Genomic DNA, 18,749 nt, shown 5'->3' with positions numbered 1-18,749 from the left:
GCTACGCCGAACGGCGGCGTCAGTCCTGTCCCGGCGCGGAGTCCACGACGTCGATGGTCACCGTCGTGATCGACGTCGGGTCGTCGGCAGCGACGCCGGGGATGACCGGGAACCCGGGGTTGCGCGACTGGTGGCCGATGTACTGACCGGTCTCCTGGTCGAACAGCAGCTCCTGCGCGTAGCCCATGCGGAGCGCGATCGCAGCCTTGCCGTCGACGTGGGTGACTCCTCCGACGATGCGCACCTGCGGTTCCTTGGCGAGCGCCCGGAACAGGGCCGCCCGGATGTCCGCCGGCGCCAATCCGCTGGTCAGCACGGGTGTGACGGCCTCGTCCAGCGCGGCATAGTGCTCGACCGGGTCGTACGAGTGTGCGTCCTTCAGCAGCGTCTCGAGCAGCCGCTCGGGATCGCGCGGCAGAGAGGCGTACCAGCTGGCGTCCTGGTACTTGGAGTACGAGTGCCAGTTCGTCGAGGCGCCGCCCTTGGAGGTCCAGACGTGGTGGTCCTCGCCCCGGCCGTACTTCTCGCCGTCGACGCTGATGCTGCGCAGCTGGTGCGACTCCTCGTCGAACACCCACGTGCCGGCCCGGTCGTAGGGGACCCACATGTGCTGCGCGCGGAGCGTTTGGAACACGATCGGCTTGCCGTCGCTGCCGATCGGCGGGCCCTCGTCGATGTGCTCCGGCGGCGGGGCGTCGGGATCGGAGGTGACGATCTCGGGGCTGCCCCAGCCCTTCTCGATCGTCGTGATGCGGAGGTACTGGCCCGGCCCGACGACCGGGTCCGACGTCGTGATCGTGACGTCGGCGGCGCGCTCCAGCACCGCGGCGGCGGGGGAGCCGCCCACCTCGTGCCCGCCGAGGTCGATGCGCGTCAGGCCGAGCGCGATCGTGGCGGCGACGGCACCCGCGACGATGAGGGTGCGGCGGACGTGGGTTCGCTGCTTGCGCGCCGGGGTCGGTTCAGCGACCGACGGTGTGGCCATGATGGCGCGGAGCAGGTCCTCGTCCTGGGCACTGATCTCGGTGGTCGTCCCGGCTTCGGGGTCGAGCTCGGCGAGCGTACGGGTGATGGCGTTCATGAGGGCACCTCTGCGGTGTGGGTCGTGGGACGGGCGGGTGAGCGCTGGGGACCGGGTGGGTCCGAGAGCGCGTCGCGGAGCTTGCGGCGGGCGCGGTGCAGGCGTACTGCCGCGGTCCCGGGCCGGCAGTCGAGGACGACCGCGACCGCCTTGACGGTCAGGTGCTCCCAGTAGACGAGCAGCAGGATCTCCCGCTCGTCGTCACTGAGACGCTCGATCGCCTCGAGCACGAGCGACCGGTCGTCGGCTGCTGCTGTGCCGTCGGCCTCGACGAGCTCCGTGGTGTCGGTGACGCGTTGGGCCACGCGGAGCTGGCGCCGTTCGGTGCGCTGGTGGTTGGCGAGGGTGAAGCGGGCCGTGCGATAGAGCCACGGCAACCCGCCGGCGACGGCGTCGTCGCAGCGCCGCCAGGCCGTCAGGTAGGTCTGGGCGACGACGTCCTCGGCCAGGTCGTCGGGCGCCCGTCGTCGGGCGTACGAACGGATCGAGGGGAGGGTGATCCGGTAGAGCGTCTCGAAAGCGCGGCGGCGCTCGTCCTCATCGGCAGTCATGACCGTTTATGTCCACGTCGCCGCCACGCATTACATCTGTTGCGGCAGCCGGGGCCAGCAGTCGGTACGGATCGTGGGGTCGAACCCGGCTCCTGCGGCGATCGTCCGCTTCTCCCGGCTCAGGATGCCGGTGGTCAGCAGCAGGATCGCGACGATGTAGAGCCCCATGATCGCGAGTCCCGTGCCGGTGGCGTCCTTGTCGATCCGGTCTGCCTCGCCGAGCGCGATGATGCCGTCGGAGACCAGGAAGCACGCCCCGCCGATCCCGGCCCGCAGGTCGGTGGCGAGCGACGTCGACGCGGTGCCGAGGAGCAGCGCGGCATACACCGGGACGATCGGCCGGAGCCCGACCTCGAGGCCGCTCCAGGCCCAGACCACGAGGCCGATCGCGGCGGCGACGTAGACCACGAGGATCCAGGGCTTGGCTCGCAGTTGAGCGAGGGCGCCGCGGAGGACGAAGAACCGGATGAAGCAGACATGCGCTGCAGCGAACGCCGCCATGCCGACGACGAACAGGTCGTCGCCGAGCTCGAGGAACAGGTCGCCGAGGAAGCAGAAGCCGAGCGCCGCGACGAGCAACCTCGGTCCGTGCTGCTCCAGCACCCAGGCTGCGAGCAGGGGAGCGATGAAGCACTTCGTGATGCTGTCCCAGGGGGTCGCGTCGGCGGCGTTGAGCGCGAGGTGCACGACGGACACGACACCGAAGGCGATGAGCCACGGGCTCTTGACGGCCACCATGCCCGTCACCGTACCGGTTTCCGGGCCTGTCAAGGGCTGACCGGCCCAGGCACGGCAACCACGAACCTGAAAGGGTGGACGTATGACTTCCCGGCTCGCCGTCCTGACCAGCCGATGGACCGGGATCGTCCCGGTCGCCGCCCTGATCGTGTTCGGCCTCGCGTGGCACCGCGACCTGCCGTGGATCGCTGTGGCCGTCGTTTCAGTGTTTCTGGGCGGTGCCGTGCTTGCCGCGGTCCACCACGCGGAGGTCATCGCCCACCGGGTCGGCGAACCGTACGGCTCGCTGGTCCTGGCGGTCGCTGTCACCGTCATCGAGGTCGCCCTGATCGTCACGTTGGTGACGACCGGCTCCAAGGGCAGCGAGAGCCTCGCCCGCGACACGGTCTTCGCCGCGATCATGATCACCTGCAACGGCATCGTCGGCGTCTCGCTGCTCGCCGCGACGCGCAAGGGCCAGGTCGCGCACTTCAACGCCGAGGGCACCGGGGCAGCCCTGGCCACGGTCGGCACCGTCGCGACGCTGTGCCTCGTGCTCCCGACCTTCACGACCGGCCGCACCGGGCCGGAGTTCACGCCCGGCCAGCTCGGCTTCGCCGCCGTCGCATCGCTGGGCCTCTACCTGCTGTTCGTCGGCATGCAGACCGTGCGCCACCGCGACTACTTCCTGCCGACCCGCAGCGACGGCTCCGTCGCCTCAGACGACGATCACGCCTCGCCGCCGTCGGCCCGCGCTGCGTGGCTGAGCCTCGGCTTCCTGCTCGTCGCCCTCGTCGCGGTCGTCGGCAACGCCAAGAACGTGTCGCCGTCGATCGAGGACGCCGTCGACGCCGCCGGTATGCCGCAGGCCGTGGTCGGCGTCATCATCGCGCTGCTGATCCTGCTGCCCGAGACGATCGCCGCCGTCCGCGCGGCTCGGCGCAAGCGCGTGCAGATCAGCCTCAACCTCGCGTACGGATCGGCGATGGCCAGCATCGGTCTCACGATCCCGGTCATCGCGATCTCGCAGATCTGGCTCGACGGCCCGCTCGTCCTGGGTCTGGGCTCGACCGAGCTCGTGCTGCTCTCGTTGACGATGGTCACGAGCGTGCTCACCGTCGTGCCGGGCCGGGCGACGCTGCTGCAGGGCGGCATCCACATCGCGATCCTCGGCTCGTTCCTGTTCCTCGCCGCCAGCCCCTGAGCGCCGTCCCTTAAGCCCCGTCTCGCCTGGCGTCCAGCCAGCGCATGGCCGGCGTCGCCGTGACGCCGTGGAGGATCACCGAGAGCGTGATTGCCAGCGCAACGGTCGACCACAGCAGCGGTACGTCCCGGAAGTCGGCGTGCCCGGTGGCGTACGCCAGGTAGTAGATCGAGCCGACTCCGCGCACCCCGAAGAACGCCGTCGCGGCGCGTTCCCGCGGACCCATCCTCCTGTCGCCGACCCGTAGGTCGGAGCGGCCCGCGAACAGCGCGAGCATCCCGCTCGCCGGGCGTACGACCAGGAGCAGCAGCACTGCGACGAGCACCGCCGGCCAGGTCAGCGCCGACAGCAAGCCATTCGTGAGCGCGACACCGAGCAGCAGCAGGATGATCAGCGTCAGCAACCGCTCGAGCCGCTCGATGACGTCATGCATCAGTGCGTGATAGTCGTGGCCTCGCTCCGCCGATCGCAGCGTCATGGCGCACGCGAACACCGCGAGGAAGCCGTAGCCGCCGGCCACCTCGGTCAGCCCGTACGCGAGCAGCACGGCGGCCAGCGCCAGCAGCGGCTCGCCGGAGTCGGCCGTGCGAAGCGAGCGCTGGCTCGATCGGAACGCGACCTTGGTCAGCGCCCAGCCGACCACGATCCCGATCACAGCGCCGACGACGACCTTGCCGGCCAGGTCCCAGGCCACCCACCGTGCTCCCCAGTCGGCGAATGATCCGCTCGCCGCGAGGAGGATCGCCGCCTGCACGAACGGGAACGCCAGCCCGTCGTTGAGGCCGGCCTCCGAGGTGAGGGCGAACCGCACCTCGTCGTCCTCGTCGATCTCGTCCTGGTCGGCCTCGGTCGTGGTCGGTCCCTCGACCTGCACGTCCGAGGCCAGCACGGGATCCGTCGGCGCCAGCGCGGCGCCCAGCAGCAGGGCCGCCGACGGCGCGAGGCCCATGACCCACCAGCCCAGCAGGGCGATGCCGGCGATCGACAGCGGCATCGCGATCGCCAGCAGCCGCCACGTCGCGCTCCACCGCCGCCACGACTCGAACGATCGCAGGCTCAGTGGCCGGTCCAGCGCGAGGCCGACGCCCATCAGCGCGATGAGCACCGTGAACTCGGCCAGGTGCTCGACGAACCCGCGATGCGCGATCGGCGAGAACGCGGAGGCGCCGGTGCCGGGCAGCAGCCCGATCAGCGCTCCGAGGCCGAGCAGCACGACCGGCGGCGACAGCGCAGCGGTCCGCAGCGCGTTCGGCAGGACGACGGCCAGCAGGAGGGCCGCGCCGCCGAGGAGGTAGACCAGATGGGTCGCCATGACCCCTCGAGGCTACGGTGACGAGCCGGTGCCCGCCCCTTGGGCCCGAGGCCCTTCGAGCCATTCGGTGATGAAGGTCTCGCTCGCGTGGATGTGGGTCGCGATGTAGCGCTCGGGTCCCACGACCTCGAACTTGTGCGGCGTGAGCTTCGGCACGACGAGGACCTGTCCGGCGACGCCCATGAGCTGCTCGCCGGCCACCGTGAACAGCGCCCGGCCGCCGCGGATCACGAACGTCTCGGCGTACGGGTGCTGGTGCAGGTCGGGCCCATCGCCGTCGATATCGCTGTCCTCGAAGATCAACGAGACCCCGGCGCCGTAGGCCGCGCCCTCGATGTTGTCGAGGAGGCGCCCGTCGGGCCGGGTGGTTCCAGTGGTGTGGATCACATGCATACGGCTCACGGTATGCCGGGACTGCGCGGCCGTGAAGGCCGACGGCCGGACGCGGGCGGCTCCTGCGGCGGGTCAGCCGGCTCGGAGCGAGACCACGAGCAGGGCGGCGACGCACGAGCCGACCAGGACGATGGTGCCGCCGTAGACGATCGATGACGCCGCGCTGACGACGTGATCTCCCATCAGCCGCCTGTCGCGCGCGAGGCGGTGCATGAGCACCATCAGGGGCAGCAGCAGGATGGCGTTGAGCACTTGCGTGAGCACGAGGACCGGGACGAGCGAGACGCCCGGCAGCAGGACGACGACAGCCGCGAGGCCGATCACGACCACGTACGTCCCGTAGAAGAAGGGCGCTCGCCGGAACCCGTCGTCGAGGGCGCCCTCGTGCCCGGCGAACTCGCAGACGGAGTAGGCCGTGGACAGCGGGAGGATCGCGGCCGCGAGCACTGCTGCACCGAGGATGCCCACGCCGAACAGCAGTCGTGCGGAGGTCCCGGCCAGCGGCTCCAGGGCTGATGCGGCGTCAGCGGCCGATTCCACCGAGATGTGTTGGACGTGCAGCGTCGCCGCGCAGACCACGACGACGAAGAAGCCGATGATGCCGGTGAGGACCGACCCCACGACGACATCGATCCTCTCGTAGCGCAGGTCGGCGACCCGGAGCTTCTTGTCGACGGCGTACGACTGGATGAAGCTGAGCCCCCACGGCGCCAGCGTGGTGCCGACCGTCGCCGTGACGATCACGACGGCATCCTTGGTCATGGGCATCGACGGGGTCACGAGCCCCTGGGCGGCCTCTGCCCAATGGGGATGGACGACGCAACCGGCGACGACGTACGACACGAAGACCGCGGCGAGCACCATCAGGACATGTTCGACGCGGTGGAACGCGCCCCTGAGCACGAGCACGGTGACGCCGAGCGCGACCACCGGGACTGACACGTAGCGGCTCACTCCGAAGAGCTCGGATCCGGCCGCCACCCCGGCCAGCTCGGCGCAGGTCGTCCCCAGGTTCGCGACGAGGAGCAGCAGCAGGGCGGCCCCGCCCACGCGCGGACCGTACCGGTCGCGAACCAGGCCGATGAGTCCCTGACTCGTGACGACGCCCAACCGCACGGCGAGCGTGTGGAAGGCGATCAGGGCGAACGTCGACAGGAGCAGGACCCACAACAACTCGTACCCGTACTCGGCACCGAGCGTCGAGTAGGTCGTGATGCCGGGAGGATCGTCGTCGGAGAGCCCCGCGAGCAGCCCCGGCCCGACGACCGCGGCGATCGCCAGGAGTCGTGTCTTCCGCCGCGTCATGGTCGTGGCCTCGGCCCGCCCAGCGATCCCTGGGGACATCTGCCCGGACCTCACGGACCGGATGCCTTGGGGGTGGGCGGGCGATGGACCCGCCAGCCGGCCGTGCGGCGGAATCGCCGCCCGTTCGCGGGTGGTTGCTCGCTGGCCTGCGCGAGTACGGGAGCCACGGCCGGCGGTGCGGCCTCGATGAGTCGGTGCGCCTCCTCCGGAGGCAGTGCGCGCAGCAATCGGCGCCGGTGCACGCCGTGGCTGGCTTGGAGTGCGGCTGCCGAACGGGTCGGGCCCACGACACGCATGACCTCGGTGGCCGGCTCGGTGGCGAGCCGCGCCAGCACCTCGGCAAGGGCGTCGGGGTCGAGACGGCGCATCCCGTCGGTCGAAGTGGCGAGCTGCACGCTGTGGCCGCGCGCGGACGCCAGGTGCAGATCCTTCCAGTCGACGAGCGCGGGCTGCATCCGATCGCCCAGTCGCGACAGTCCCAGTCGACGCAGCAACGCGCCGAGCCCCACGTCGACACCCACCACCACGAGGGCATCCCCGTCGTCGGCCAGGAGCACGTCCGCAACCCTCGAGAGGCGGCGACCCGACAGGTCGACCACCTGTGAGTCGAGGACGTCCCGGCCGAGCAGGACCTCCTCGGCGTCCAGCGCGATGTCGCCAGGCCCCGATCCGCGGGCGACGTGGAACTGCTCGAGTTCATCCGAGTCGACAGCGAGGCGGATGCGCAGGTCGTCACGCGAAGCGACGAGCGACCACGGCACGAGGTGGGTGAGCCGACGTCGGGTGCCGATCGCCAGGTGGTGCAAGCGCGGCGTCTCGGCCGACAGGATCGCGCTGACGTCGACCACTCTCCCCAGCGGTCGCTGGTCCGCCGAGACGACGGCGAGCTTCGTCATGCGGCTGAGGTGGATGCGGGTCGGCATGAGTACATGCTGGGGCGGGCAGTTAGACAGCGCAAAGGGCGAAGGTCCTCCCGGGACCCGGTTCATGGTCACCTGTGCTGCTGCCGAAGGTGTAGTGCCGCTCCCACGTACTGCCCCCGTGGTAGTCGAGAGTCACGGCGTACGGAGGACGCGCTCCACCCGTCGGATTCGGGAGGGTGATGACACTGCCGCGACCCTCTTCCGCGGCCCCACTCTCGGAGGATCCCCATGGCTGCATTCGCTCGATGGTGCTTCAACCATCGCCTCTCCGTCATCGGCTTCTGGGTCGCCCTGCTGATCGCGGTCAGCGGCGCGTCGATGGCCGCCGGCACGAGCTATTCCGACGCGTTCGACCTGCCGGGCACGGAGTCGACCAAGGCGCTCGACCTGTTGCAGAAGTCGCTGCCGGAGTCCGCCGGCGACGCCGACCAGATCGTGCTGCACGTCGACGAGGGCAAGATCACCGACCCGGCGGTGCAGACGCGGGTCGACGCGATGCTCAAGCAGGTCGGCTCGGTCAACTCCGTCGTCGGCATCACCAGCCCGTACGACGAGGCCGGAGCGAGCCAGGTCAGCCAGGACGGCCGGACGGCGTACGCGACGGTGCAGTTCGACAAGCAGGCCGAGGAGCTCGCGGTCAAGGACATCGAAGCGGTCATCGACACGGCGCAGGACGCGCGCGGCGACGGCCTGCAGGTCGAGCTGAGCGGCCAGGCGATCGACTCCGCGACGCAGGCCGGTCCGGGCAGCACCGAGCTGTTCGGCATCGCCGCGGCGGCCGTGATCCTGTTCGTCGCGTTCGGCTCGCTCCTGGGCATGGTCCTGCCGTTGATCGTCGCGATCGCCGGAGTCGGCGGCGGGATGATGTCGATCGCCCTGCTGTCGCACACCCTGAGCCTCAGCGACGTGACCCCGACCCTGGCGGCTCTCATCGGCCTGGGCGTCGGCATCGACTACGCGCTGTTCATCGTCACGCGCTACCGATCCGGCCTCAAGATGGGGCTGCAACCGGAGGAATCCGCGATCAAGGCGCTCAACACCTCGGGTCGCTCGGTGCTGTTCGCCGGTGGCACCGTCGTGATCGCCCTGCTCGGCCTGCTCGTGCTCAACGTCGACTTCCTGGCCGGCATGGGCATCGGGGCCGCGGTCACCGTGCTCTGGACGGTCGCGGCGGCGTTGACGCTGACCCCGGCCTTCCTCGGCCTGTTCGGCATGCGGCTGCTGTCCCGCCGCGAGCGCCGGACCCTCGCCACCGAGGGCCCGCAGCTCGAGGCGGTTGGCATCTGGGCCCGGTGGGCGCGCTTCGTCGCGCGGCGCAAGGCGTTCGTCTCGGTCGTTGCACTCGGCCTCATCGCGGTCCTGGCCATCCCGTTCTTCTCGCTGCGACTCGGGTCGGCCGACGCCGGCAACAACCCGGCCGACACGACGACCCGCAAGGCGTACGACCTGCTGGCTGACGGTTTCGGCCCGGGCTTCAACGGACCGCTGCAGCTCGTCGCCGAGCTCAAGTCGCCCGGTGACCAGCAGGCGCTGACGACCCTGGTGTCCGACGTCAAGGCGACCCCGGGCGTCGCGGCCGCCACGGCGCTGCCCATGAAGGCCGACGCCACGGTCGGCATCGTCCAGGTCGTGCCCACGAGCGCGCCGCAGGACGAGGCGACGACCAAGCTGATCGACACCTTGCGCGACGACGTCATACCGGCGGCCGAGAAGGGCAGCACCCTTCAGGTGTACGTCGGCGGCAGCACCGCGACGTTCGGCGACTTCGCCGATGTGCTGACCGGCAAGCTGCCACTGTTCCTCGGCGTCATCGTGGCCCTCGGCTGTGTCCTGCTGATGGTCGCGTTCCGCAGCATCGTCGTGCCGTTGACCGCGGCGCTGATGAACCTGTTGGCGGCCGGCGCGGCATTCGGTGTGCTCGTGGCGGTGTTCCAGTGGGGCTGGCTGGGCGACCTCGTGAGCATCGGCAAGGAGGGCCCGGTCGAGGCGTTCCTGCCGGTCATCATGTTGGCGATCCTGTTCGGCCTGTCGATGGACTACCAGGTCTTCCTCGTCAGCCGTATGCACGAGGAGTGGACCCACACCAAGGACAACCGGCGGGCCGTGGTCGTCGGCCAGAGCGAGACCGGCCGGGTCATCACCGCTGCGGCGCTGATCATGATCAGTGTGTTCATCGCGTTCGTGTTCGAGGGTCAACGCGTGATCGCCGAGTTCGGCATAGGCCTGGCGGCAGCGGTCGCGGTCGACGCGTTCATCCTCCGCATGCTGCTGGTGCCGGCGTTGATGCACTGGTTCGGTGCCGCCAACTGGTGGCTGCCGGCGTGGATCGACCGCCGCATGCCGCACCTGTCGGTCGAGCCGATGGAGGACGCCCCCGTTGCTGAGATCGCGGAGCTCGACACCGTCGACCAACCTGCGAGGGCGTGACAGGCTGAGCACGTGAAGCTGAAGGAAGAGCTCGTCGAGCAGGCACGGTGTCATCCCCTCGCGGCTGACGCCGTGCTGGCTCTCGCGCTCTTCCTGCTCGCGGTGTTCGTCCCCAATGATCACGTGCAGCCGTCGAGCGGTCCGGGGATCGTCTACGCCTTCGAGGCGATCGTGTTCGGCGCCCTCGTGTTCAGGCGACGGCGGCCGATCCCCGTGTTCGCGATCGTGGTCGTCGGATCAGCCGTCGTGATCTCGATGCAAGAAGGCAAGTCGCTGGTGCTCACCGCGGCGTTCATCGCGATCAGCACGGTGTCCTACTACGCCGCCGACCGCAGGATGTCGATCATGGCGTGGTTGGTCAGCGGCTTCGCCCTCGGCGCCGGATCGGCCATCGGCATCGGCTCCGTGGTGAGGTTCGAGAACGTCTCGGCGTTCGCGTGGAGCGGGTTCGCGGCAGCGATGGGTGCCGCCATCCGCTCGCGCCAGGAGTGGTTCGCGGAGGTCGAGCAGCGGGCGATCGACGCCGAGGAGACCCGCGAGGAGGAGGCCCGCCGCCGGGTCGTCGCCGAGCGCCTGCGCATCGCCCGCGAGCTGCACGACGTCGTGGCACACCACATCGCCGTCGTGCACGTGCAGGCCGGCGTCGCCGACCACCTCCTCGACACCAAGCCGGCCGAGGCGCACGAAGCCATCGCGCACATCCGCCGGGCCAGCGGCTCGGTGCTCGACGAGCTGGGTGGCCTGCTCGACGTGCTCCGCCAGCCCGACGAGCCCATCACCCCCACGGCGCCCGCGCCGGGCCTCGGTGGGCTCACCTCGCTGATCGACTCGTTCTCCGCGTCCGGCCTCTCGGTCGACGTACGGGCGGACGGCGTGCCCGAGGCGATGCCGCCGGCGGTCGAGCTCGTCGCCTACAGGCTCGTGCAGGAAGGGCTCACCAACGCCCACAAGCACGGACTCGGCACCGCAACACTCGACTTCACGTTCGAGCCGGGCGCCCTGGCGATCGACATCGCCAACCCGTGCCCTGAAGGCGCCTCGCCCGGCCGCTCGGGCCACGGTCTCGAGGGCATGCATGAGCGAGCCAAGGCGGTCGGCGGCACGGTCTCCACCTCGATCGACGGCGACGCCTGGCTCGTCGCCGCCCGGCTGCCCTTCGAGCCCGCCGTATGACGATCCGCGTGCTGCTCGCCGACGACCAGGCGCTGATCCGCAGCGGCTTCCGTGTCCTCATCGAGTCCGACCCCGAGCTCGAGGTGGTGGGCGAGGCGGCCACCGGCAAGGAGGCCGTCGAGCTGGCGCGCAGCACCCGGGCCGACGTCATCGTGATGGACGTACGCATGCCGGAGATGGACGGCCTGGAGGCGACCCGCGCGATCTGCGCCGACGACGACCTCGCCGGCGTCAAGGTGCTCGTGGTGACGACGTTCGAGACCGACGACTACCTGATCGAGGCGTTGCGGGCCGGCGCGAGCGGGTTCGTCGGCAAGGGCGTCGAGACCGAGGAGCTCCTCGCCGCGATCCGTACGGTCGCCGTCGGCGACGCCCTGCTGTCCGCGCGTGCGACCCGGAGCCTCATCACCACGTTTCTGGCCCAGCCCTCCGGCCGCCCGGCGGCGACGCCGGCGGAGCTCGAGGTGCTGACGCGGCGCGAGCGCGAGGTCGTCGGGCTCGTCGCCCAGGGGCTGTCCAACGACGAGATCGCCGAGCAGCTGTTCGTCAGCCCGCTGACCGCCAAGACGCACGTCAACCGGGCCATGATCAAGCTCGACGCCCGCGACCGGGCCCAGCTCGTCGTGGTGGCCTACCAGTCCGGCCTGGTCAGTGCGGATCCGCCGGGCTGAGCCAGACTGGACGCATGATCATCGACGGCGGGCTGTCCAACGCGCTCGAGCAACGCGGGCACGACCTGTCGTCGGACCTCTGGACCGCCGAGCTCCTGCGCGACGCGCCGCACGAGATCGCCGCCGTCCATCGCGCCTACTTCGAGGCCGGTGCCGGGGTCGCCACGACCGCGAGCTACCAGGCGAGCGTGCCCGGATTCGTCCGCGCCGGCATGACGATCCCCGAGGCCGAGGCACTGATCTGCCTCAGCGTTGCGATTGCCCGTGACGTACGCGATGAGGGTCCCGGCCGTCTGGTCGCGGCCTCCGTGGGGCCCTACGGCGCCGTGCTCGCGGACGGGTCGGAGTACACCGGGCGCTACGGTCTCAGCCCCATTGAGCTCTACGACTTCCACGGACCGCGGCTCGAGCTGCTCGCGACGGCCGAGCCCGACCTGTTCGCGGTCGAGACGATCCCCGACCTCGAGGAGGCGACCGTGCTCGCGGGCCTGCTCGACCAGATCGGCATACCCACGTGGCTGTCGTTCACGATCGACGGCGAGGCCACCCGCGCGGGCCAGCCGCTGGCCGACGCCTTCGCCGTCGTGGCGGACACGGACTCGGTGATCGCCACCGGCGTCAACTGCTGCGCGCCGGCAGACGTCCTCGCCGCCGTCCGGATCGCCGGCGCCGTCACCGGCAAGCCCGGCGTCGCCTACCCCAACAGCGGCCAGACCTGGGACAGCGCCGCCCACACGTGGCACGGTGACTCGTCCTACGACCTGGCGCTCGTGCCGGGCTGGCTCGACGCGGGTGTCGCGTACGTCGGAGGGTGCTGCCGCATCGGCCCGGCCGACATCGCCGCGCTCGCCGAGAGCCTCACATGACGGATCGCCGTGGTCCCCGGCGTGTGGTCAGATGGAAACCATGACGAGCCGGATCTCGCACACGACGATCGACTGCCGTGACGCTCACGCGCAGTCCGTGTGGTGGGCCCAGGTGCTCGACATGCAGCAGGACCCGCGCGACCCCAACGAGCCCGGCCACGAGGAGTGCATGATCTTCTCGCGCGACGGCCGGACCCGGCTGCTGTTCGTCGAGGTGCCCGACGACAAGCAGGTCAAGAACCGCATCCACCTCGACCTGCGACCGACCGACGTCACCCAGAAGGACGAGATCGAGCGCGTGCTGGCGCTCGGCGCGGCCGTCGTGTCCGACCTCCGCACGCCGCAGGGCCTCGGCTGGATGGTGCTCGCCGACCCCGAAGGCAACGAGTTCTGCATCCTGCGGAGCGACCTCGAGATCCCCGACTACCACTCGCACCTCATCACCTGATGGCGGAGCTGCTGCTGACCAACGCCCACGTTTACGGCGACGGGGCGTGGCAGACCGGCGTCGACGCGATCGCCATACGTGATGGCGTCATCGTGGGCCTCGGCTCGTCCGCCGAGCTCGCCGGGCTCGTGCCGGCCGCGGAGGTGGTCGACCTCGATGGCGGCTGGGTGCTCCCGGGATTCCAGGACGCGCACGTGCATCCTGTTCAGGCCGGCCTCGAGATGAACGCCTGCAACCTCGCCGACGGACAGAACCTCGACGACTACGTCGACACCGTCGCGGCGTACGCCCTGGCTCATCCCGAGCCCGGGTGGATCGTCGGTGGCGGCTGGTCGATGGACGCGTTCCCCGGCGGTGTTCCCACAGCGGAGGTGCTCGACCGGATCGTGCCGGACCGGCCGGTCTTCCTGCCCAACCGCGACCACCACAGCGCCTGGGTCAACACCGCGGCGCTCGAGCTGGCCGGCATCACGGCCGGCACGCCGGATCCCACCGACGGCCGCATCGAGCGCAACGATCGCGGCGAGCCGACCGGCGCCCTCCACGAGGGTGCGATGGAGCTCGTACGCCGGCACGTCCCGCGACCGTCCGACGACGACATCGCCCGGGCGCTGCAGACCGCGCAAGCCCATCTGCACTCCCTCGGCATCACGGGGTGGCAGGACGCGCTGGTCGGCGAGGGACTCGGCATGCCGGACGTGCTCGACGCCTATCTCGCAGCGCAGCGCGCCGGCACGCTGACCGCCGCGGTGGTGGGCGCGCTGTGGTGGGACCGCGAGCGCGGTGACGACCAGATCGCGGACCTCATCGAGCGCCGCGAGCGGGCGGCTGCGGCGGGATTCGACGCGAGCACCGTCAAGATCATGCAGGACGGCGTGTGCGAGACGTTCACGGCCGCGGTGGTCGAGCCCTATCTCGACCGACACGGGCAGCCGACCGACAACCACGGCCTGTCGTTCATCGAGGCCGCGGACCTCGCGCGCTACGTCCAGCTGCTCGACGCCGCGGACTTCCAGGTCCACATCCATGCCCTCGGCGACCGGGCCGTCGCCGACAGCCTCGACGCGATCGAGCACGCGGTGTCGGTCAACGGCCGCCGGGGCAACCGGCATCATCTCGCGCACGTCCAGATCGTCCGGCCCGAGGACGTGCCCCGCTTCGCCGAGCTCGACGTCACGGCCAACGCCCAACCCCTGTGGGCCTGCCTCGACGACCAGATGGCCGACCTGACGCTGCCGTTCCTCAGCGCCGCCGCGCGCGAGCAGCAGTACGTCTTCAGGTCCTTGGCCGACGCCGGGACCCGCGTCGCGTTCGGCAGCGACTGGCCCGTCTCGTCAGCCGACCCGTTGCTCGGCATGCATGTCGCGGTCAACCGTGTGGCGGCCGGGTCCGACGCCGAGCCGTTGCTGGCCGGGCAGAACCTGACGGTGGTCGAGGCGATCGAGGCCTACACCCGGGGCAGCGCCTTCGTCAGCCGGCGTGACGAGTCGACCGGAATCCTCGCGGTTGGCATGGCGGCGGACCTCGCCGTCCTCGACGCCGACATCGTCTCGATCGATTCTCACGAGATCGGCGCGGTCCGGGTCACCCGCACCTACGCGGCCGGCCGACCGGTCCACACGTTGTGACACGTCACAATTCTCGCTGAAATGCCGGTAAATCAGTGAATTTTGCTAGGTGAGACGACAAATTGTTCACGCTCACATTGTGCTGGGGCTGTCACCAACCGACATGAAAATTTGTTGAGAGATTTACTTGACGGCCGAGTTGTTAGCGTTAACAATTCAACGCAGGGTTCGCGTGGTCCACGTCACAGAGTGGTTCAGGTGAACGCTAACAACGGGGCCGCACCTCAATCCGAGGCAAGGCTTCAAGGACCCAAGCGGATGTCCGCCCGCGAGTGTCCTGGCTCTCCCGAAGTCGAGTGACTTGGGGTGTCGCATCCCAGATGGAGGAAACAGTGTTCAAGAAACTCATCACCGTGAGCGCGGGCGTAGTCCTGGCCAGCGGACTGGCTGCCTGTGGCAGCAGCAGTGACAGCGGTTCCGGCGGCTCGGGAGGCTCCGGCGACATCACCATGGGCTTCGCCCAGGTCGGCGCCGAGAGCGGTTGGCGGACAGCAAACACCAAGTCGATCCAGGCTTCGGCCAAGGATGCCGGCATCAAGCTCAAGTTCTCCGATGCGCAGCAGAAGCAGGAGAACCAGATCAAGGCGATCCGTTCGTACATCCAGCAGAAGGTCGACGTCATCGCGTTCAGCCCCGTCGTCGAGACCGGCTGGGACACGGTCCTGCAGGAGGCCAAGCGCGCCAAGATCCCCGTGATCCTGACCGACCGCGCCGTCGACTCCAGCGACAAGTCGCTCTACAAGACGTTCCTCGGCTCCGACTTCGTGCTCGAGGGCAACAAGGCCGGCCAGTGGGTCGTCGACAACGCCGCGACCAACGACGTCAACAAGGACGGCAAGATCAACGTCGTCGAGATCCAGGGCACGACCGGCGCCGCCCCGGCGATCGACCGCAAGAAGGGCTTCGAGGACAAGATCTCGGCCGACCCGAAGATCAAGGTCGTCGCGTCGCAGACGGGTGACTTCACCCGTGACGGCGGCAAGAAGGTCATGGAGGCGTTCCTGAAGTCGCAGAAGGACATCGACGTCGTCTTCGCCCACAACGATGACGAGGGACTCGGCGCGATTGAGGCCATCGAGGCGGCCGGCCTGAAGCCGGGCACCGACATCAAGATCGTCACGATCGACGCGGTCAAGGACGGCATGACTGCCCTGTCCGAAGGCAAGATCAACTACATCGTCGAGTGCAACCCGCTCCTCGGCCCGCAGCTGATGGACCTCGCCAAGAAGGTCGTCGCAGGCGAGGACGTGCCGGCGCGCGTCGAGACGAAGGAAGGCGAGTTCGACCAGGAGCAGGCCAAGGCCGTCCTGGCAGACCGTCAGTACTGAGCACAGCAGGAATCGGGGCCCTGCGCCGCAGGGCGCAGGGCCCCACCCCAACCTTCCAGGAATGAAGAGATGATCCAGATGACAGCCGAAGCCGCCGAGGCCACACGCACCGAGCCGGTCGTGCAGATGAGCGGCGTCTCGGTGAGCTTCCCCGGTGTCAAGGCACTCCAGTCGGTCGGCCTCACGCTGCGGGCCGGCGAGGTGCACGCTCTCATGGGCGAGAACGGCGCCGGCAAGTCCACGCTGATCAAGGCGCTGACCGGCGTCTACTCGATCGACGAGGGCACGATCATCGTCGGCGGCGAGCCGCGTACGTTCCACAGCCCGGCCGAGTCGCAGGCCGCCGGCATCAGCACGGTCTATCAAGAGGTCAACCTCTGCACCAACCTCACGGTCGCCGAGAACATGCTGCTGGGCCGCGAGCCCCGTTCGTTCGGCCGCATCGACACCCGCGCCATGAACCGCCGCGCCGGGGAGACCCTGACGCGCCTGGGCCTCGACATCGACCCGAAGTCGCAGCTCGGCACCCACCCCATCGCGATCCAGCAGCTCGTCGCGATCGCCCGCGCCGTCGACATCGACGCCGAGCTCCTGATCCTCGACGAGCCCACCTCCAGCCTGGACGCCGACGAGGTCGCCAAGCTGTTCGAGGTCATGCGCACGCTCCGCGCCGAGGGCGTGGCGATCGTCTTCGTGTCGCACTTCCTCGAGCAGGTCTTCGCGATCTCCGACCGCATGACGGTCCTGCGCAACGGCCAGTTCGTCGGCGAGTACCTGACCGCCGAGACGACACAGCTCCAGCTCGTCCAGGCCATGATCGGCCGCGAGCTCGAGACGCTCGACAAGATCGAGCAGGCCGCCGAGGAGCACACCGTCAAGACCCAGGGCGCGCCGCTCCTGGAGGTGCTCGACCTCGGGCGCAAGGGCAGTGTCGAGTCGGTCGACCTGCAGGTGTTCGAGGGAGAGGTCATCGGGATTGCGGGCCTCCTCGGCTCGGGTCGCACCGAGCTGGCCCGCCTGCTGTTCGGCGCCGACACCCCCGACCGCGGCGACATGCGGATGCGCTCCAAGGGCACCAAGCTCCGCACGCCTCGTCAGGCGATCGACCACAAGATCGCGTTCTCGAGCGAGAACCGCCGGTCCGAGGGCGTGATCGCCGACCTGTCGATCGCCGACAACATGGTCCTCGCGATGCAGGCGTCGCGCGGCTGGCTGCGGCCGATCCCCGCCAGGACCAAGGACCGCCTCGTCAAGAAGTACATCGAGGCCCTCGACATCCGCCCGACGGACCCCAACGCGCTGATGCGCAACCTCAGTGGCGGCAACCAGCAGAAGGTCCTGCTCGCCCGCTGGCTCATCACCGAGCCCGAGCTCCTGATCCTCGACGAGCCGACGCGTGGCATCGACATCGGCGCCAAGGCGCAGATCCAGCAGCTCGTCGCCGACCTCGCCAAGGACGGCATGTCGGTCGTGTTCATCTCCGCCGAGCTCGAAGAGGTGCTGCGCCTCAGCGACCGCCTCGTCGTGATGCGCGATCGGCGCAAGATCGACGAGCGCGCCAACGAGGACGTGACCGTCTCGGATGTCCTCGAGATCATTGCGGGGGAGGTGCGCAACGATGCGTGACCTCGGTCTGCGGTTCGTCCGCCACAACCTGTTCTGGCCCACCCTGGCGCTGGTGCTCCTGCTGCTGCTCAACCTCACGAAGACGCCAGACTTCTTCTCGCTCCGTGTCCAGGACGGCCACCTCTACGGCAGCCTGATCGACATCCTCCGCAACAGCGCCCCGACGCTGCTGATCGCCCTCGGCATGACGCTCGTGATCGCGACGCGCGGCATCGACCTCTCGGTCGGCGCGGTCGCCGCGATCTCCGGTGCGGTCGCGTGCACGTACATGGCCGGCTCGCCCGACGAGTCGACCGCCGGTCGCGCGATCATCGCGATGACCATGGCCGTCGGAGTCGCAGTCCTGCTGGGCGTCTGGAACGGCTTCCTGGTCTCGGTCCTGGGGATCCAACCCATCATCGCGACACTCGTGCTCATGACCGCGGGCCGCGGCCTGGCGATGCTGATCACCGACGGTCAGATCACCACGGTCAACAACTCGCTGTTCGGGAAGGTCAGCACGGGGTTCGTGGTCGGGCTGCCGATCGCGATCCTGATCGCCCTGGCCGTCTTCGCGATCACCGCGGTGCTGACCCGGCGCACCGCGCTCGGCATGCTGATCGAGGCCGTCGGCATCAACCCCGAGGCCAGCCGGCTGGCCGGCGTGCGGGCGCGCACGATCACCTGGACCGTCTACGTCTTCGTGGCGTTCTGCTCCGGCATCGCGGGCCTGATGATCGCCTCCAACACCAGTGCGGCCGACGCCAACGCAGCGGGCCTGTTCATCGAGCTCGACGCGATCCTCGCGGTCGTCATCGGCGGCACGTCGCTGGCCGGCGGGCGGTTCTCGCTGACCGGCACGCTGATCGGTGCGATGTTCATCCAGACGCTCGCGACGACGATCCCCACGATGGGCATCCCGGCCGAGACCAACTACCTCTTCAAGGCCGTCGTCGTCATCGTGGTCTGCCTGCTGCAGTCGCCCAAGGCGCGCGCAGCCCTCTCCGTACGACGACCGTCGTCCCTGCTCGCGAAAGGTGCCACGTCATGAGCGAGCGCCAGCGAGCGAATCATGAGGCAGCAATCTTCGCGTTGCCTTCATACCGTGCCTTTTCTC

General features: G+C 69.6%; 17 protein-coding genes. 10 read left to right on the top strand and 7 right to left on the bottom strand.

Translation table 11 applies throughout. From position 1 onward, the window contains the following. Positions 1-19 precede the first annotated feature (19 nt). Genes ESP70_RS13825 through ESP70_RS13815 form a run of 3 tightly spaced genes read right to left on the bottom strand, consistent with a single transcriptional unit; the run spans position 20 to position 2,370 of the window. Complete coding sequence (locus ESP70_RS13825; RefSeq protein WP_149689910.1) at positions 20-1,081, bottom strand: CU044_5270 family protein; 1,062 nt, start codon at positions 1,079-1,081, stop codon at positions 20-22. Next, the gene (locus ESP70_RS13820; RefSeq protein ID WP_149689909.1) at positions 1,078-1,632 is read right to left on the bottom strand and encodes an RNA polymerase sigma factor; all 555 of its coding nucleotides are present in this window, start codon (positions 1,630-1,632) and stop codon (positions 1,078-1,080) included. The genes ESP70_RS13825 and ESP70_RS13820 overlap by 4 nt, the downstream gene beginning before the upstream one ends. 30 nt (positions 1,633-1,662) lie before the next feature. Continuing rightward, complete coding sequence (locus ESP70_RS13815) at positions 1,663-2,370, bottom strand: lysoplasmalogenase (protein ID WP_149689908.1); 708 nt, start codon at positions 2,368-2,370, stop codon at positions 1,663-1,665. Between the two features lie 82 nt (positions 2,371-2,452). Here ESP70_RS13815 and ESP70_RS13810 point away from each other — a divergent pair, with 82 nt between their 5' ends. Beyond that, entirely contained in the window at positions 2,453-3,553 is a 1,101-nt protein-coding gene (locus ESP70_RS13810; protein WP_149689907.1) for a calcium:cation antiporter, read from the top strand. Between the two features lie 10 nt (positions 3,554-3,563). On the opposite strand, the gene ESP70_RS13805 is transcribed toward ESP70_RS13810, so the two are convergent. The 4 genes from ESP70_RS13805 to ESP70_RS13790 form a co-directional block, all read right to left on the bottom strand. Next, complete coding sequence (locus ESP70_RS13805) at positions 3,564-4,865, bottom strand: cation:proton antiporter domain-containing protein (protein WP_149689906.1); 1,302 nt, start codon at positions 4,863-4,865, stop codon at positions 3,564-3,566. Between the two features lie 12 nt (positions 4,866-4,877). Continuing rightward, on the bottom strand, positions 4,878-5,258 hold the full coding sequence (locus ESP70_RS13800) for a cupin domain-containing protein (protein ID WP_149689905.1): 381 nt from the start codon (positions 5,256-5,258) through the stop codon (positions 4,878-4,880). A gap of 72 nt (positions 5,259-5,330) precedes the next feature. Further along, positions 5,331-6,563, bottom strand: coding sequence for an NRAMP family divalent metal transporter (locus ESP70_RS13795; RefSeq protein ID WP_149689904.1), 1,233 nt, complete (start codon positions 6,561-6,563; stop codon positions 5,331-5,333). A 50-nt stretch (positions 6,564-6,613) separates the two neighbouring features. Beyond that, positions 6,614-7,486: a magnesium transporter gene (locus tag ESP70_RS13790; protein ID WP_149689903.1), complete on the bottom strand. Its 873-nt coding sequence runs from the start codon at positions 7,484-7,486 to the stop codon at positions 6,614-6,616. A gap of 228 nt (positions 7,487-7,714) precedes the next feature. Between ESP70_RS13790 and ESP70_RS13785 the strand changes: the two genes are divergently transcribed. The 9 genes from ESP70_RS13785 to ESP70_RS13750 all read left to right on the top strand — a co-directional run bounded on the left by ESP70_RS13785 (position 7,715) and on the right by ESP70_RS13750 (position 18,683). After that, positions 7,715-9,913: an MMPL family transporter gene (locus ESP70_RS13785; RefSeq protein ID WP_149689902.1), complete on the top strand. Its 2,199-nt coding sequence runs from the start codon at positions 7,715-7,717 to the stop codon at positions 9,911-9,913. Positions 9,914-9,925: 12 nt separating this feature from the next. Then, a complete protein-coding gene (locus ESP70_RS13780; RefSeq protein ID WP_149689901.1) occupies positions 9,926-11,086 on the top strand; it encodes a sensor histidine kinase in 1,161 nt (386 codons plus the stop codon). Continuing rightward, positions 11,083-11,757 (top strand): response regulator, encoded by a 675-nt coding sequence (locus ESP70_RS20170; RefSeq protein ID WP_188110636.1) that lies wholly within the window; start codon positions 11,083-11,085, stop codon positions 11,755-11,757. The genes ESP70_RS13780 and ESP70_RS20170 overlap by 4 nt, the downstream gene beginning before the upstream one ends. A gap of 14 nt (positions 11,758-11,771) precedes the next feature. Further along, the gene (gene mmuM / locus ESP70_RS20165) at positions 11,772-12,623 is read left to right on the top strand and encodes a homocysteine S-methyltransferase (RefSeq protein WP_188110635.1); all 852 of its coding nucleotides are present in this window, start codon (positions 11,772-11,774) and stop codon (positions 12,621-12,623) included. Between the two features lie 40 nt (positions 12,624-12,663). Continuing rightward, positions 12,664-13,071 (top strand): VOC family protein, encoded by a 408-nt coding sequence (locus ESP70_RS13770; protein ID WP_149689900.1) that lies wholly within the window; start codon positions 12,664-12,666, stop codon positions 13,069-13,071. Then, positions 13,071-14,699, top strand: a complete 1,629-nt coding sequence (locus tag ESP70_RS13765) for an amidohydrolase (RefSeq protein WP_149689899.1) — start codon at positions 13,071-13,073, stop codon at positions 14,697-14,699. The genes ESP70_RS13770 and ESP70_RS13765 overlap by 1 nt, the downstream gene beginning before the upstream one ends. A gap of 353 nt (positions 14,700-15,052) precedes the next feature. Continuing rightward, the gene (locus ESP70_RS13760; protein WP_246162039.1) at positions 15,053-16,027 is read left to right on the top strand and encodes an ABC transporter substrate-binding protein; all 975 of its coding nucleotides are present in this window, start codon (positions 15,053-15,055) and stop codon (positions 16,025-16,027) included. Positions 16,028-16,096: 69 nt separating this feature from the next. Further along, positions 16,097-17,653 (top strand): sugar ABC transporter ATP-binding protein, encoded by a 1,557-nt coding sequence (locus tag ESP70_RS13755; RefSeq protein WP_246162038.1) that lies wholly within the window; start codon positions 16,097-16,099, stop codon positions 17,651-17,653. Continuing rightward, complete coding sequence (locus ESP70_RS13750; RefSeq protein ID WP_149689897.1) at positions 17,646-18,683, top strand: ABC transporter permease; 1,038 nt, start codon at positions 17,646-17,648, stop codon at positions 18,681-18,683. Before ESP70_RS13755 ends, ESP70_RS13750 begins: the two co-directional genes overlap by 8 nt. Positions 18,684-18,749 lie beyond the last annotated feature (66 nt).

This window comes from Aeromicrobium ginsengisoli (assembly GCF_004134905.2).
Taxonomy (GTDB): domain Bacteria; phylum Actinomycetota; class Actinomycetes; order Propionibacteriales; family Nocardioidaceae; genus Aeromicrobium; species Aeromicrobium ginsengisoli.
This window is presented reverse-complemented; position numbering and strand designations above follow the sequence as displayed.

What these genes read in the sequence shown, in the direction of transcription:
- ESP70_RS13825 (WP_149689910.1), bottom strand. Translation starts at nt 1,081, where the DNA reads ATGAACGCCATCACCCGTACGCTCGCCGAGCTCGACCCCGAAGCCGGG.
- ESP70_RS13820 (WP_149689909.1), bottom strand. Translation starts at nt 1,632, where the DNA reads ATGACTGCCGATGAGGACGAGCGCCGCCGCGCTTTCGAGACGCTCTAC.
- ESP70_RS13815 (WP_149689908.1), bottom strand. Translation starts at nt 2,370, where the DNA reads ATGGTGGCCGTCAAGAGCCCGTGGCTCATCGCCTTCGGTGTCGTGTCC.
- ESP70_RS13810 (WP_149689907.1), top strand. Translation starts at nt 2,453, where the DNA reads ATGACTTCCCGGCTCGCCGTCCTGACCAGCCGATGGACCGGGATCGTC.
- ESP70_RS13805 (WP_149689906.1), bottom strand. Translation starts at nt 4,865, where the DNA reads ATGGCGACCCATCTGGTCTACCTCCTCGGCGGCGCGGCCCTCCTGCTG.
- ESP70_RS13800 (WP_149689905.1), bottom strand. Translation starts at nt 5,258, where the DNA reads ATGCATGTGATCCACACCACTGGAACCACCCGGCCCGACGGGCGCCTC.
- ESP70_RS13795 (WP_149689904.1), bottom strand. Translation starts at nt 6,563, where the DNA reads ATGACGCGGCGGAAGACACGACTCCTGGCGATCGCCGCGGTCGTCGGG.
- ESP70_RS13790 (WP_149689903.1), bottom strand. Translation starts at nt 7,486, where the DNA reads ATGCCGACCCGCATCCACCTCAGCCGCATGACGAAGCTCGCCGTCGTC.
- ESP70_RS13785 (WP_149689902.1), top strand. Translation starts at nt 7,715, where the DNA reads ATGGCTGCATTCGCTCGATGGTGCTTCAACCATCGCCTCTCCGTCATC.
- ESP70_RS20170 (WP_188110636.1), top strand. Translation starts at nt 11,083, where the DNA reads ATGACGATCCGCGTGCTGCTCGCCGACGACCAGGCGCTGATCCGCAGC.
- mmuM (WP_188110635.1), top strand. Translation starts at nt 11,772, where the DNA reads ATGATCATCGACGGCGGGCTGTCCAACGCGCTCGAGCAACGCGGGCAC.
- ESP70_RS13770 (WP_149689900.1), top strand. Translation starts at nt 12,664, where the DNA reads ATGACGAGCCGGATCTCGCACACGACGATCGACTGCCGTGACGCTCAC.
- ESP70_RS13765 (WP_149689899.1), top strand. Translation starts at nt 13,071, where the DNA reads ATGGCGGAGCTGCTGCTGACCAACGCCCACGTTTACGGCGACGGGGCG.
- ESP70_RS13755 (WP_246162038.1), top strand. Translation starts at nt 16,097, where the DNA reads ATGATCCAGATGACAGCCGAAGCCGCCGAGGCCACACGCACCGAGCCG.
- ESP70_RS13750 (WP_149689897.1), top strand. Translation starts at nt 17,646, where the DNA reads ATGCGTGACCTCGGTCTGCGGTTCGTCCGCCACAACCTGTTCTGGCCC.